The sequence below is a fragment of the uncultured Novosphingobium sp. genome (assembly GCF_964277725.1).
Classification (GTDB): Bacteria; Pseudomonadota; Alphaproteobacteria; order Sphingomonadales; family Sphingomonadaceae; genus Novosphingobium; species Novosphingobium fluoreni.
In genome coordinates, this window is sequence record NZ_CAXYKL010000030.1 from 1 (window position 1) to 13,435 (window position 13,435).

12 protein-coding genes are annotated in these 13,435 nt (G+C 68.0%); 6 read left to right on the forward strand and 6 right to left on the reverse strand.

The genetic code is table 11. The annotated features are described in order from the left end of the window. The coding region (locus tag ACHWRX_RS01930; RefSeq protein WP_394657888.1) for a carbon starvation CstA family protein at positions 1-1,171 on the forward strand (1,171 nt) is incomplete at its 5' end. A gap of 4 nt (positions 1,172-1,175) precedes the next feature. Next, entirely contained in the window at positions 1,176-1,367 is a 192-nt protein-coding gene (locus ACHWRX_RS01935) for a YbdD/YjiX family protein (RefSeq protein ID WP_288414379.1), read from the forward strand. Positions 1,368-1,473: 106 nt separating this feature from the next. Here the strand turns inward: ACHWRX_RS01935 and ACHWRX_RS01940 are convergent, their stop codons facing one another. The 4 genes from ACHWRX_RS01940 to tsaD all read right to left on the reverse strand — a co-directional run bounded on the left by ACHWRX_RS01940 (position 1,474) and on the right by tsaD (position 5,711). Next, positions 1,474-2,109 (reverse strand): hypothetical protein, encoded by a 636-nt coding sequence (locus ACHWRX_RS01940; RefSeq protein WP_394657896.1) that lies wholly within the window; start codon positions 2,107-2,109, stop codon positions 1,474-1,476. Positions 2,110-2,176: 67 nt separating this feature from the next. Then, entirely contained in the window at positions 2,177-3,598 is a 1,422-nt protein-coding gene (locus ACHWRX_RS01945) for a lipopolysaccharide biosynthesis protein (RefSeq protein WP_394657897.1), read from the reverse strand. A gap of 86 nt (positions 3,599-3,684) precedes the next feature. After that, positions 3,685-4,686 (reverse strand): NAD(P)H-dependent glycerol-3-phosphate dehydrogenase, encoded by a 1,002-nt coding sequence (locus ACHWRX_RS01950; RefSeq protein ID WP_394657889.1) that lies wholly within the window; start codon positions 4,684-4,686, stop codon positions 3,685-3,687. Further along, positions 4,683-5,711, reverse strand: a complete 1,029-nt coding sequence (tsaD, locus tag ACHWRX_RS01955) for a tRNA (adenosine(37)-N6)-threonylcarbamoyltransferase complex transferase subunit TsaD (protein ID WP_288485249.1) — start codon at positions 5,709-5,711, stop codon at positions 4,683-4,685. The genes ACHWRX_RS01950 and tsaD overlap by 4 nt, the downstream gene beginning before the upstream one ends. A 101-nt stretch (positions 5,712-5,812) precedes the next feature. On the opposite strand from tsaD, the gene hemC reads away from it, so the two are divergent. From hemC to ACHWRX_RS01970, 3 genes are read left to right on the forward strand one after another with little or no spacing between them, the layout of a single operon-like run. Further along, entirely contained in the window at positions 5,813-6,751 is a 939-nt protein-coding gene (gene hemC / locus ACHWRX_RS01960) for a hydroxymethylbilane synthase (protein WP_394657890.1), read from the forward strand. Beyond that, positions 6,748-7,455 carry a uroporphyrinogen-III synthase gene (locus ACHWRX_RS01965; RefSeq protein WP_394657891.1) on the forward strand — a complete coding sequence of 236 codons (708 nt, stop codon included), beginning with the start codon at positions 6,748-6,750 and terminating at the stop codon, positions 7,453-7,455. Before hemC ends, ACHWRX_RS01965 begins: the two co-directional genes overlap by 4 nt. A gap of 50 nt (positions 7,456-7,505) precedes the next feature. After that, entirely contained in the window at positions 7,506-8,456 is a 951-nt protein-coding gene (locus tag ACHWRX_RS01970; RefSeq protein ID WP_394657892.1) for a hypothetical protein, read from the forward strand. A 158-nt stretch (positions 8,457-8,614) separates the two neighbouring features. Here ACHWRX_RS01970 and ACHWRX_RS01975 read toward each other — a convergent pair whose 3' ends face one another. Together ACHWRX_RS01975 and ACHWRX_RS01980 are read right to left on the reverse strand one after the other, a co-directional pair. Continuing rightward, positions 8,615-9,868 carry an FAD-dependent monooxygenase gene (locus ACHWRX_RS01975; RefSeq protein WP_394657893.1) on the reverse strand — a complete coding sequence of 418 codons (1,254 nt, stop codon included), beginning with the start codon at positions 9,866-9,868 and terminating at the stop codon, positions 8,615-8,617. Beyond that, positions 9,865-11,547 (reverse strand): alkaline phosphatase family protein, encoded by a 1,683-nt coding sequence (locus tag ACHWRX_RS01980; protein ID WP_394657894.1) that lies wholly within the window; start codon positions 11,545-11,547, stop codon positions 9,865-9,867. Before ACHWRX_RS01980 ends, ACHWRX_RS01975 begins: the two co-directional genes overlap by 4 nt. A 12-nt stretch (positions 11,548-11,559) precedes the next feature. Between ACHWRX_RS01980 and ACHWRX_RS01985 the strand changes: the two genes are divergently transcribed. Further along, on the forward strand, positions 11,560-13,435 hold a 1,876-nt coding region (locus ACHWRX_RS01985), incomplete at its 3' end, for a protein-disulfide reductase DsbD domain-containing protein (protein ID WP_394657895.1).

Genomic DNA, 13,435 nt, shown 5'->3' on the forward strand with positions numbered 1-13,435 from the left:
GATCGGCATCATCATCATGGCGCCACCGCTGAAGATGCCCGCGCTGACCAAGTTCATCGACGGCAGCGGGCCGGTCTGGGCGGGGCCGCTCTTCCCCTTCCTGTTCATCACCATCGCGTGCGGTGCGGTGTCGGGCTTCCACGCCCTCATCGCCAGCGGCACCACGCCCAAGCTGATCGCCAGCGAGAAGGACGCGCCCTTCATCGGTTACGGCGCGATGCTGATGGAAAGCGCGGTGGCGATCATGGCGCTGGTCGCCGCCTCGATCCTCGATCCAGGCGTCTATTTCGCGATGAACGCGCCCGCAGCCGTGCTGGGCACCGACCCGGCCAGCGCCGCCGCCGCCGTGACCGCGATGGGCTTTCCCATCTCCGCCGACACGCTGGCGCAGGTCGCATGGGACGTAGGCGAGCATACGATCATCTCCCGTGCGGGCGGCGCGCCGACGCTGGCAGTGGCGATGGCGGAAATCTTCAGCCACCTGTTCGGCGGACAGGCGATGAAGGCCTTCTGGTATCACTTCGCCATCCTGTTCGAGGCGCTGTTCATCCTCACCGCCGTGGATGCGGGCACCCGCTCGGGCCGCTTCATGCTGCAGGACCTGATCGGGCTGGCAGTGCCGAGCTTTCGCAACTCATCGTCGCTGGTCCCCTCGGTCGTGGGCACGATCCTGTGCGTCTCGGCCTGGGGGTTCTTCCTCTATCAGGGCGTCACCGATCCGCTGGGCGGAGTGAACACGCTGTGGCCGCTGTTCGGCATTTCCAACCAGATGCTGGCCGCCGTGGCGCTGATGCTGGGCACCGTGGTGCTGTTCCGCATGAAGCATGAGCGCTTCGCCTGGGTCACGCTGATTCCCACGGCCTGGCTGCTGCTGTGCACGATCACCGCCAGCCTGATGAAGCTGTTCTCCGCCGATCCGCGCGTGGGCTTCCTGGCCCATGCCCAAGGGTATTCGGACGCACTGGCACGGGGTGAGTTGGTCGCTCCGGCCAAGTCGGCGGCGGAGATGGCCAGCATCGTCTTCAATGACCGGATCGACGCGGCCTTGTGCGCGGTTTTCCTGTTCGTGGTACTGGCGATCCTGTTCTTCGCGGTACGGACCTGCCTCGCCGCTCGACGGCTGCCCGCGCCCAGCGTTCACGAAATCCCCGAAACCGCCTTGGCAGCTTGAAGCGATGGCACTGCGTGATCAGCTGTCGCTGTGGGCCGAGAACGCCAAGGTGATCCTGGGCGTGCCCTCGTACCGGCTCTATCGCGAGCATATGGCCCGGCACCATCCGGAGCGCGCGCCGATGAGCGAGGCGGAGTTCTTTCGCAATCGCCAGGACGCGCGCTACGGCAAGGGTGGCGGGGGCAAGTGCTGCTGAGCGCCCGATAGGAGCGCGCACCCGTTTAGATACGCGCTTACCCTGGCCCCTTTTTGTCTCGACTGCGCTGTATACGAAAGGCGTTGGCAGACCGGGGCCCAAGCGCTCAGAGCTTGCCGAACTTGGCCTCGTATGCCGCCGTGTCTCCGCCCGAGAGCAGTTGCGCCTGCTCCACCCAGGAATCACGGCGCGGACGACCGGCGAACGCGCCCAGCTTGGCGTCCAGGGCATCGAGGTCGGCGTCGGTCCAGGCGGCGATCTGCGCGTATCGGGTTACGCCCAGCGCGTGCAAAGTCGCGACCAGCTTGGGGCCGACACCCTTGATGCGCCGCAAGTCATCACCCTCACCCGCCACCGTGGGCGCTAGTACAGGCGCGGGTTGCGGGGAGAGTTCCGGGGCTGGCTGCGGTGACGGCACATCTTTGGTGTGCGAGGTTGGCTCGGCCTGCGCGACCGGCTCGACGGCCTGAACTTCCTCGCGCGCACCATGGGCGACGGCCTCCCCGACCCCGGCAAAGGTCCCCGCGGCGGGGGGCGACACGATCGTGGGTGCGGCAACTGCAGCGATCGGCGGCGCGTCGATCAGCGCCTGGTTGCGCTGCGCCGGGGCCGCACCCTCGTCCAGCACATCGGGGCGGTGGCTGCGATCGCGCGGCTGGCGCGAACGATTGATCAGCCACAGCACCAGCAGGACCAGCACCACCACCAGGAAGGCGAGGATCGGCCAATTGGCCTGGATCATGGGCACCACGGTGTCATTCCTTACATTCGCTCAATAGCGGTACTCCTTGACCGCGCGGGCTTTCCCGTCAAGCCACCGCCGCTTCGGGTGATGCCTTGCGAAACAGCAGGCGGTCTTCGGCGGCGAAGGCGCGCTTCCACAGCATGCCGAAATAGACCGCCAGCATCGCCGGAATGCCGAACACCAGCTCCGCCCATTCCGGCAGGAACCAGGTCACCGCCCAGCCGACCAGCACGGTCGGCGCGACGGCCCAGACCAGCGCCCAGCGCCAGTTGTTGGTCGGTGTTTCCAGAATGCGGCCCAGGATGTGAGACTTCACAATCGAGGCAAAACCCAGCGCCAGCGCCAGGCCCAGCGCGGCGGCTGCGGCCTGGAACAGCTCGTTATAGCCGGCGGCCTGCGTCAGCTTGATGCCCGCCACCGTCAGCAGTCCCTGCAGGACTACGGTCAGCACCGACACGATCAGGTTGCGCTTGCGCGCCATGTAGATCAGCGCAGCCTCGCTCACCACCGCTGTCGCCGCCACCGCCTCGGCCGCCAGCAGGAAGGCCAGCGCGCCGGTGCCGCCAACGAATTGTGGGCCGATCAGCCCCATCACGCCTTCGCCGGGTATGCCCAGCGCCAGGGCGATGCCCAGCTGCGCCGCCAGAATCCAAAAGCCCACTTGCCGCACTTGCCGCCCGATCGCCGCATAGTCGCGCAGCTTGAGGTTGCGGGTGATCACGGGGCCCAGGATAGGCTCGAAACTGGTCTTTAGCTTTTGCGGCAAGCTGGCGATCTGCTGGGCGACATAATAGACGCCGACCGCGCTGGGCGCGGCGAATAGGCCCAGGATGAAGATGTCCAGCCGCCGCGTGCCCCATTCGATGGCATCGGCCGTGGCGATCGGCAGGCTGCGCCAGGTCAGCTTGCCCATGTTGGTGAGCGAAGGCCGCCAATCGCGTGGCCAGCCATAAGCCCTGAGGAACGGCACGAGCGCCGCCACAGCCGCCGCATAGACCGACGCTAGGTAAGCCACCGCCAGCCCGCTTCGGGGCGCGACCAGGGCCATCACGCCCGCCACGATCGAGATCGTCCAGGGCTCCACCACCGCTCTGGCCCGCACCGTCGCGGCGACATCGAAGCGATAGGCGAGCGCGGCCAGCCAGATTTCCGTCAGCGCCAGCGGCGGGATCGCCAGCACCATCAGCCGGTCGATCCAAGTGAACTCACCGCCCGGAAACAAAGGCGCGGGAAACAGCCAGAAACCCAGCGCCACCGCGCTCGACGCCAATAGCGCCACCAGCGAGCCGTCGGCGATCAGATTTGCGGGATGCTCGTCCGACTCGGAAAGGCGCTGCGCCAGGCCGCGCTTCTCGCCCAGCGTGCACAGCATCGCAGTCAGCTCGATCAGCACCAGCGCGGAAGCGAAGACGCCCAGCGCCGCCGCGCCATAACCCGGCGCGCGGCCGGCGATGAACAGGAACGGGATGCGCGCGGCCAGTCGCATGAAAAAGCCGAGCAGATTGGTCCGCCCGCCCTTGGCGATGGCGGCCAGATCTTTCTGGGACTGTTCGGACCTGGGATCAGGCTCGCTCAAGCGGCAGGTTCCTCACGCTCGGCCTTGAGCGGGCGTGAAAGGATATCGGCGACGACCGCGCTGGCGGGGCTGACCCCGCTCAGCAGGCGGCACACACCCTCCACGATCGGCATGGCGATCCCGTCACGCGCGGCCAATTCGGCCAGGACCGGCGCGGTGGCGGCCCCTTCGGCGACACTGCTCTTGCCCGAAAGCGCCTCAGCCGCGGTCAGCCCCTGGCCTAGCGCCAAGCCGAGCGAGAAGTTGCGGCTGGAAGTGGAGGAACACGTCAGCACCAGATCGCCCAGCCCGCACAGCCCGGCCAGCGTCTCGGCTTCCGCGCCGCGCGCCAAGCCGAAGCGCAGCATCTCGGCATAACCGCGCGCGATCACGGCGGCGCGGGCGTTCTGCCCCAGGTTCATGCCCTCAACCACGCCGCATGCGATCGCCAGCACGTTCTTCACCGCGCCGCCGATCTCCGCGCCGGTCACGTCGGCGGAATAATATGGTCGCAGGGCCGGACGCGCCAGCAGCGGTGCCAGGCGCGCCCATTGCTCACGCCCGCCCGAACAGGCGAGCGTCACCGCCGTGGGGAGGCCTGCCGCCACCTCGTGTGCGAAGGTCGGGCCGGACAGCACCGCCAGCCGCGCCTGGGGATCGGCATCGGCGGCGACATCGGCCATCAGGCGGCCCGTTCCGGCCTCGATCCCCTTGGCGCAGAGCACCAAGTCACGCGTGCCGGGCGGCAGTTGGCCGACCACGGAGGCCAGGAACTGCGCGGGCACCACCACCAGCAACACCTGAAGCGTCGCCAGTTTGGCCAGATCAGACGTCGCGCGGATCGTCGGGGCCAGCGTGGCGCTGGGCAGGTACAGGCTGTTGCGGCGCTCCTGATTGATTTCACGGACAAGATCGCCCTCTCGCCCCCAGAGCGAAACCTCGCTGCCGTCGCTGGCCAGCGCTTGCGCCAGGGCAGTGCCCCAGGCCCCCGCGCCGATCACGCCTACTTGCGCCGTCATGCCTTCACTCCCGCGCCGCGCACGGCCTCTGCCGTGGGGTCCAGCGGCCAGCGCGGACGGGCCGGCGTGTCCAGCGGATCGGACTGGCCCAGCCGCTCGATACCCGCCCAAGCGATCATCGCGGCATTATCGGTGCACAAACCCAACGGCGGGGCAACGAAAGGCAGGCCATGCTCGGCAGCCAAGGCTTCCAACGCGGACCGGATCGCTTGATTGGCGGCCACGCCCCCCGCCACCACCAGCGCGCTGACCGGCCCGGCGTTCTGCAAAGCGCGGCGGCTGCGGTCTATCAGGCAATCGATCGCGGCTTGCTGGAAGGCGGCGGCGATATCGGCATCATCGTGTTGGCCGGACACTTTGGCGCGCATCACGGCGCTTTTCAGCCCTGCAAACGAGAAGTGCGGCTCGGCGCTGCCCAGCAGCGGGCGGGGCAAGGGAACCCGCTTCGCATTACCTTCACGCGCCAGCCGCTCCACCGCAGGACCGCCGGGATAGCCCAGGCCGAGCAGCTTCGCCGTCTTGTCGAACGCTTCGCCCAGCGCATCGTCGATCGTGGTGCCGAGCCGGCGATAGCGCCCGACGCCCTCCACCAGCAGCAACTGGCAATGCCCGCCTGAGACGAGCAACAGAAGATAGGGAAAGCCCAGCGATTCGTCGGCCAAGCGAGGCGACAAGGCGTGCCCTTCCAGATGGTTGATCGCGATCAGCGGCTTGTCGCCCGCCATCGCCAGCGCCTTGGCGGTGACGAGGCCGACCATCACGCCGCCGATCAGCCCCGGCCCGGCGGTGGCGGCGATCGCATCCACGTCCGCCAGGGTCATCCCAGCGTCCGCCAGAGTCGCCTCGATCAGAGGCGTCAGGCGCTCGGCATGGGCACGCGCGGCGATTTCGGGCACGACGCCGCCATAGGGCCGGTGCGCCTCATCCTGCGAGGCGATCCGCTGTGCCAGGATCACGCGCCCATCGGTGACGAGCGCCGCCGCCGTCTCATCGCAAGAGCTTTCGATCCCCAGTACCGTCGCCATCCGCTTCACACTCCCCGCCCGGCCGTGCAAACCGGCCAGCCCCGTAAACAGATCTGACCCACCTTTTCCTGAACGAAAATGCCGGGTAGCACACTTCGCCCATGAACCCATCCAACACACCGCGCTTCCGCCTCGGCACCCGCCGCTCCCCCCTTGCCATGGCGCAGGCGGAAGAAGCGCAGGCACGGCTGGCGGCAGCGCACGGCATCGATGCCGCGCATATAGAGATCGTACCGGTCACCGCCAGCGGCGATCGCATCCAGGACCGCGCTCTGGCCGATATCGGCGGCAAGGCGCTGTGGACAAAGGAGCTGGACGCCTGGCTGACCGCCGGAGAGATCGATTTCGCGGTCCACTCGGCCAAGGACGTGGAGACGATCCGCCCCCCCGAAATCGCGATCGGCGCCGTGCTGCCGCGTGAGGATGTACGCGATGTGCTGGTAGGTGCGGCCACGATCGCCGCGCTGCCGCGAAACGCCGTGGTCGGCACCAGCGCGCCGCGCCGGGCGGCGCAGTTGCTCCACGCGCGGCCCGATTGCCAGGTGATCACCTTTCGCGGCAACGTCGCCACGCGGCTCGCCAAGCTGGCGGCGGGTGAGGCGGACGCCACGTTCCTGGCGCTCGCCGGGCTCAACCGGCTGGGAGAGACCGGTACCGGCCACCCTCTCGATGCCGAGGATTGGCTCCCGGCCCCGGGACAGGCGGCGATCCTGATCGAATGCCGCGCGGATGACACGCGTACGCAAGGCTTCCTGGCCGCCATCGACGATGCCCCCAGCCGCGAGGCGGTGCTGGCGGAACGCGCGCTGCTGGCGGCGCTGGGCGGCAATTGCCACAGCCCGATCGCCGTCCTCACCCAAAGGGTGGGCGACACGCTGGCGATGCGCGCCGCGCTCTACAGCCCTGACGGAGCAGAGCGAGTCGAGGGCGAGGCCCGGTTCGCGGGCGATGACAGAGAGGCACCCGCGAAGCTCGCCGCCGATCTGCTCACCCGTGCCGTTCCCGCCATCACCGTGCACTTCACCGGCCCGGCGGCGTGATCCCGCTGATCGTCGTCCGGCCAGAGCCGGGGGCGAGTGCATCGATACAAGCGGCACAGGCTTTGGGACTGGCGGCGCAAGCGCACCCGATCTTCGCGATCCGGCCAGAGCCCTGGGAGCCGGTGCCCCGTGACCAAGCCGACGCCCTGATCCTGGGCAGCGCCAACGCCTTGCGCCATGGCGGCCCAGCGCTGGACACCTTGCGCGGCCTGCCCGCCTATTGCGTAGGCGAAACCACCGCTAAAGCAGCAGAAGCGCGCGGATTTACGGTGGCATGCATCGGCAGCGGCGGGTTGCAATCGGTTGTCGACCGGCTCGCCCCAGGCCATCGCCGCCTGCTGCGCCTGACTGGGGTGAGCCATGTCCCGCTGGCGCTGCCGCCGGGCATCATCATGCAAACCCGCGCGGTCTACGCCAGCCACGCCTTGCCGATGACGCCGGAGCTTGCGCGGGCGCTGGGCAACCAGGCCGTGGTCATGCTCCACTCCGGGGAGGCGGCGCGGCACTTCGAGGCGCTTTGCGCCGCGGCTGCCATCGATCGCACGCGGATCGCCCTGGCGATGATCGGCCCGCGCCTGGACGCCTTGGCCGGAAGCGGCTGGGCGTTGGTGCGCAGCGCCGATGCACCCAGTGACGCGGCCCTGCTGGCCTTGGCCTCGCAGATGTGCCAAGACACTCGCTGGGAAGCCGAAAAACCCCGCTGAAAGGCCCGATGCAGGACGATTTAACGACGCCCCGGATAGTGGGCTCACCCATGGCAGACCCGGCGCCAGCCAATGCTTTTCACCCAGAGCCCAAGCGCCGACGTGGCTCTGCCGGGAACGTGCTGCTGGCTATGCTGATCGCGTTCCTGATCGGCGCGGGCGGCGTAGCCTATCTTGCGTGGCACGGTGACTTGTCACGCTATCTGCCAGCCCGTTCCGCATTCGGCCAGTCCTCCGCGACCGGCGGAGACCGATCCGCGACTGCCGGTTCGCGCCAGGGCGCAGCGCCGGTGCAAGCCATCACCCACCAGCAAGCGCAAGTGGTATCGCTGGAATCCCGCATGGCGATGCTGGAGGATCGTTTCTCCCGCCTGGATTTTGAAGCCAATGCCGCATCTGGCAATGCCGCGCGCGCGGAAAGCCTGCTGATCGCGTTGTCCGCCCGCCGCATCATCGAGCGGGGCGAGCAGTTGGGCTACGTCAGCGACCAGCTCAAGCTGCGCTTCGCCGATGCGCAGCCCAAGGCGGTGGACACGATCATCGCGTTCTCCCGCAATCCGGTCACTCTGGACGAACTCGGCGCGCGTCTCGAAGCGCTGGCCCCCAACCTCACTAACACCGCGCAGGGCAACCTGCTGGCGCGCGCGCGAGAGGAATTGCGGGCGCTGTTCACCGTCCACAGCGATTCCCCCACGCTGCTGCAACCCGCCGCCCGGATCGACCGTGCCCGCCTGATGCTGACGGCGCGGCGGATAGACAACGCCATCGATGAAGTCGAACGCCTGCCCGGCGCGGATGCGGCGCAGACGTGGATCGCCGATGCCCGCCGCTTCGACGAAGCGGAACGTGCGCTGGACCTGATCGAGACGACGGCGATGCTGGAGCCGCGCCGGCTGCGGGATGGATCAGGGCAGGAAGTGGACCAGCCCAGCCCGCTATCCACGCCCGATCCCAGCCCCACGCCCAGCACCAGCGCCGTGGTGACGGTTCCGGGGGCCTGACGCTTCGAAGCTAGTGTAGCTTGGCTCCCCTCCCCGGCCGGAGAGCGGGAAAGCATGGCGCCTTCAGCCCTGAATCTTTTCGTTCGTGTCGAGCGAACGGGAGTAGGGAGCGCACGGCAGCAGGAAGCGGACGAGTAGGCCGCGAGGTCTATGAGAACCTACCCCTGCAGCAACTCGGGCAGCTTGCCTGATACGCCTCGTGCTTCGTCCATGAAGAAGTTCTTGAGCACCGGCAGGCGTTGTACCGCGCCCATGCCCAGCCGCCGCGCGGCGGAGGGCAGGCGGCCGGGGATGCCGAACAAGCGGTTCAGCCCGTCCGTCACCGACATCACCATGAACGCATCCAGACTACGCCACTTCTCGTAGCGGGCGAGCAATTGCGCGTCGCCCAGGTCCAGGCCCAGCCTTGCGCCGTCCATCAGCACCTCCACCAGGGCGCCGACATCGCGCAGCCCCAGGTTCAGGCCCTGCCCGGCGATCGGATGCATGCCGTGCGCGGCATCGCCGATCACCACCAGGCGCTGGTCGACGACATTCGCCGCGTGGTGGAAGCGCAAGGGGTATGACATGCGGGGCGCGGCGATCTCGATCGCGCCGAACACGCCGTGCATCCGCTTCACCACTTCGCTGCGGAAGATCGCCTCAGGCAGCTTGGTGATCGCCGCGCCGTCCTTTTCCGCCACGGTCCACACCAGTGCCGACCGATGCCGGCCATCGGGCAAGTCCAGCAAGGGCAGCAGTGCGAAAGGGCCTTCAGGGTAAAAGATTTCCCAGGCCACGCCCTCGTGCGGTTTCTCATGCGTCAGCGCGGTAACAATCGCGCGATGCTGGTAATCCCACTTGGCATAGCTCAAGCCCGCCTCGTCCCGCGTGGGCGACTGGCGGCCTTCGGCGGCGACCAGCAGGCTGCCGGACAACGACGTGCCATCGGCGAGGTTGACGCTGACACCGTAGGCATCGCGGTGCCGCGCGGCCACTTCCACCCCGGTGTGCCAGGCGATGTTCGGCTCGTTACGCGCCGCTTCGAACAGGGCCAGGCGCAAATCGCGATTGGAAAACATCCGGCCCAGCGTGCCTTCTTCCGCCGTGGGGCGAAAATCGATGCGGCCCGGCTTCATCCCATCCGTCACCGCGATCGCCTCGATCGGGCAGCCCAATTTGTTCAACGCGGGCGCGATGCCGATGTTGGTGAACAGGTTCCAGCTGGCGGTGGAAATCGCCGACGCGCGCGCGTCCGCCCCTTCCGCCGTCAGCGCGGCGGGATCGGCGCGGTCTATCACATGGCTGGTCAGGCCTTGCTTCGCCGCCGCTAGCGCCAGCGTCATGCCGACAAGGCCGCCGCCCAGGATCACCAGGTCACGACGATCGGTGGAGACCACCGTGGTTTGCGGTAAATTCGATTCTGCGTTCATTGCCGGCATGTATCGGCTGCGGAGCCATCGATGTCGAGACATTGGCCGTCCCATGTGCCCGCAGGTTCACTCAGCCCGATCAGCGCCGCCAGCGTGGGGGCAATGTCCACCGTTTCCACCGGGCGCGGCTGCTCGAACCCGAGCACGCCCTTGCGCCAGAACAGCATCGGCACGCGGCGGTCGTAGTCCCATGGGCTGCCGTGCGTGGTGGTGTAGCTTGGGTTCGGATCACCGGGCACTACGCCGCGCTGCGTCATCATCAGCACCTGGCCGGACCGCTGCGGATCGAACGAGGCGCGGGTGCGCTGCTCGATCGTCCAGTCTTGCGGATTGCCTTGCGGCACCGGCACTTTAGCCAAAGCCTTCGCATCATAGACCGCCGCGATCTGCGGGTGCGCGGACAAGCGCTTGATCAGCGCGGCGGTAACTTTGCGCTGTTGCGAGGCGGATAGGCCAGGTTCGAACCAGATGTCCCCGGAAGCGCCCGCGCCGTAAAGCAGTTGGTTGGTGCGCGGCTTGATACGCGTGTCCTGCGCGATCGTCTTGGACAATTCCTCCGCCGTCAGCGCCGGATCGATGCGCTGCGCCGTGGCGTAGCCGTCCACCTGCAGACGCTCGGGCGCGTCGATGCCGCCATGGTCCGCGCTCAGCACCGCGACGTAATCGATGCCCCGCTGGTCGAGCGCGGCGAACAGCTTGCCCAGCGTCTGGTCCAGCTGCGCCAGCTGGATGCACATCTCCACACCCTCGGTGCCATAGGCATGGCCCACGTAGTCCGTGGCCGAGAAGCTGACCGAAAGCAGGTCTGGCGCGGTTCCCTTGCCCAAGTTCATTTCGTCCACCAGGCGCACGGCGAGTTCGCCGGTGGCGGCATCCACGCGGGGGGTGCGGTTGAAGGTCTTGTAATCGCCAGGCTTCATCGGGAAGCGATAAGTGCCGATGGTGAAATCCTTGATCGGCACCGCGCGATCCACCTTGCCGCACCATGCCGGGGCGGGCAGCGCGGGCGCACCGGCGTCGATCAGCTTGGCGGTCGCCACGTTCTGCGCCTGCGCGGCGGCGGAAAGCTGCCTTTCCTTGAAGCTGGTGAAGCCGTTGTCCAGCCACCAGTAGGCAGCGTCCGCGGTATGCCCGCTCATCATCACCGCCGCCCGGTCCTTGGCGGAAACGGCGACATTGCGAGACGCGGGATCGGCGCGCTTCATCAGGTCTCCCAAAGTCGGGGCCTTGAGATGCCAGTTGGAGACGACCGGACGCTTGGCGCTGCTGGCGGGATCGCGCTCATCCTCGGCGCAATAGACTTCGCGACCGATCCTGGCATCGTACCAGTTGTTGGCGATGATCCCGGTGCGTGCTGGATGGACGCCGGTCAGCAGCGTGGAATGGCCGGGGCACGTCTCCGTCGCGGCGTGGGACTGGAAGCCTTGCGGATAGACCGCGCCGCCCAGCAGCCGCGTGAAGCCACCGGTGAAATGCTGACGATACTGGGCGAACAGGTCGGCGGAGAACTGGTCGATCGAAATCGCCAGGATCAGCTTGGGCTTTGGCATCGGCGCGGCGGCGGCCGGTACCGGTGCCGGAGGTGCCGTCGGCGCACCATCCTGCGCGATCGAGGGCGCGCTGAGCGAAAGCGCGAGAGGGGTCAGGAATGAGGCGAGAGCGAAACGCGCGGCACGCATGGGGAGGATTCCTTGAATTGTCCTGCCGAAAGGAGCAGAGGCGTCGATGATCGCAATGCCGCCGACGCGCAAGCCGCATCGTCCGCGATGGACCAGCGAAAGCCGATGACCGGATCGAAGATGATGCGCCGCTATCGTATCCTTATTGCGGCCTTATGGCAGGCTTGTGCGCTGTTGCTCGGCGCCGGCGTCGCCCATGCGGCCCCCACCCACATCACCGCGCAACTCCTGGCCGAACCGTCGATGGCGGCGGGGAAAGAGGGGCAGCTCGCCATCCTGATGCGGCCGGAAAAAGGCTGGCACGGCTATTGGCGCAACCCTGGTGACGCGGGCCTTGGCATGCAGTTGGCGTGGTCCCTGCCCCAGGGGGCAAAGGCCGGGGAACCACGCTATCCCGTGCCCCAAACGCTGTTGATCTCCGGCTTGATGAATCATGTGTACGAGCAGGAATATGCCGTGCTCGTGCCGTTTACCCCGCCTGCCGGGGCCCGGATGGGGCAGCGCCTGCCGGTGACGGTAAAGGCCCAGTGGCTGGCTTGCACCGATCAACTTTGCGTGCCCGAAAGCGCCACGCTCGCCACCACCGTCACAATTGGTGAAGCGGCGCAGGACGCCCGATTCGCGGGCTGGACCCAGCGCCTTCCCGCCCCGCTCGGCTCCCCCGCGAAGTTCGCGCTGGACGAAAAGGCGGTACGCTTCGCCATCCCGCTTCCGGCGGCGGCTCCGCTGGTCGCACCGCATCTGTTCATCGTGGCCGACAAGCTGGTCGACTATGCCCCGCCCCAGCAATTCGCGCGGGACGGCGACACGCTGATCGTGACGATCTCGCGCGCCAAGTTCGCCCCGGCCTCGCCCGGCACCGTCGACGCCGTGCTGCGACTGGATACCCAAGGCAACGGCATCGCCTTCACCGCCAGCCTCGGCCCGGTGCCCGCGACTGGCGAGCCACTGGGCGGCGGCGGCGCGGCCGATCTTCCCGCCCTGCCATGGCTGCTGCTGGGGGCACTGGCTGGCGGACTCCTGTTGAACGTGATGCCCTGCGTCTTTCCTATACTCAGCCTGAAAGCCATCAGCCTGGCGCGGGCGGGGGAGAGCGAGGCGCATGCCCGGCGCGAGGGCGTGGCTTATACCGCCGGAGTCATGGTGGCCTGTCTCTGCTTGGGCGCGGTCCTGCTGGGGTTGCGCGCGTCCGGTGAACAAGTGGGCTGGGCCTTCCAGTTGCAGGAGCCGGCCGTCATCGCCGCGTTGCTGCTGCTGGCCAGCGCGATCACGGCAAACCTGCTAGGATTTTACGAATTTATCGTGCCCGGTTTCGCGCGCGGCGGCGCGGCCATCGACGGATCGACGCAAAGCGCCTTCGGCACCGGCTTGCTCGCTGCCTTCGTGGCGACGCCGTGTACCGGGCCGTTCATGGCGACGGCGATGGGCGCGGCGCTGTTGCTGCCGACAATCGCCGCGCTGGCGCTGTTCGCCACGCTGGGGCTGGGAATCGCCCTGCCGTTCCTGGCGATCGCCTTCATCCCGGCGCTGCGCCGCCGGATGCCCCGCCCCGGTGCCTGGATGAACACCTTCCGGCGCTGGATGGCTCTGCCGATGGGGCTGACCGCGCTGGCGCTGGCGTGGCTGGCGAGCCGGGCAGCCGGTCCTGCTTTCGGAATGATCGCGGTGGCGCTGACCGTGTTGCTGGTCGCCCTGCTCGCTTTCGCGGGCAAGCGGCAACGGCAAGGCCGCGCCGCGATCCGGCCCACCGCCGCCGGGCTCACCGCCATCGCAGTGGCCGCCGTGATCCTGCTGCCCCTAAGCGAGCGCGACCACGTTGCGCAGACGCAAAGCATCCTGAAGCCGCAGCCGTTCAGCGAAGCGGCACTGGCGAAAGCGCAGGCATTGG

Coding starts and splice junctions, on each gene's coding strand:
- ACHWRX_RS01970 (WP_394657892.1), top strand. CDS start 7,506: ATGGCAGACCCGGCGCCAGCCAATGCTTTTCACCCAGAGCCCAAGCGC.
- ACHWRX_RS01980 (WP_394657894.1), bottom strand. CDS start 11,547: ATGCGTGCCGCGCGTTTCGCTCTCGCCTCATTCCTGACCCCTCTCGCG.
- ACHWRX_RS01945 (WP_394657897.1), bottom strand. CDS start 3,598: ATGCGACTGGCCGCGCGCATCCCGTTCCTGTTCATCGCCGGCCGCGCG.
- tsaD (WP_288485249.1), bottom strand. CDS start 5,711: ATGGCGACGGTACTGGGGATCGAAAGCTCTTGCGATGAGACGGCGGCG.
- ACHWRX_RS01950 (WP_394657889.1), bottom strand. CDS start 4,686: ATGACGGCGCAAGTAGGCGTGATCGGCGCGGGGGCCTGGGGCACTGCC.
- ACHWRX_RS01940 (WP_394657896.1), bottom strand. CDS start 2,109: ATGATCCAGGCCAATTGGCCGATCCTCGCCTTCCTGGTGGTGGTGCTG.
- hemC (WP_394657890.1), top strand. CDS start 5,813: ATGAACCCATCCAACACACCGCGCTTCCGCCTCGGCACCCGCCGCTCC.
- ACHWRX_RS01935 (WP_288414379.1), top strand. CDS start 1,176: ATGGCACTGCGTGATCAGCTGTCGCTGTGGGCCGAGAACGCCAAGGTG.
- ACHWRX_RS01975 (WP_394657893.1), bottom strand. CDS start 9,868: ATGAACGCAGAATCGAATTTACCGCAAACCACGGTGGTCTCCACCGAT.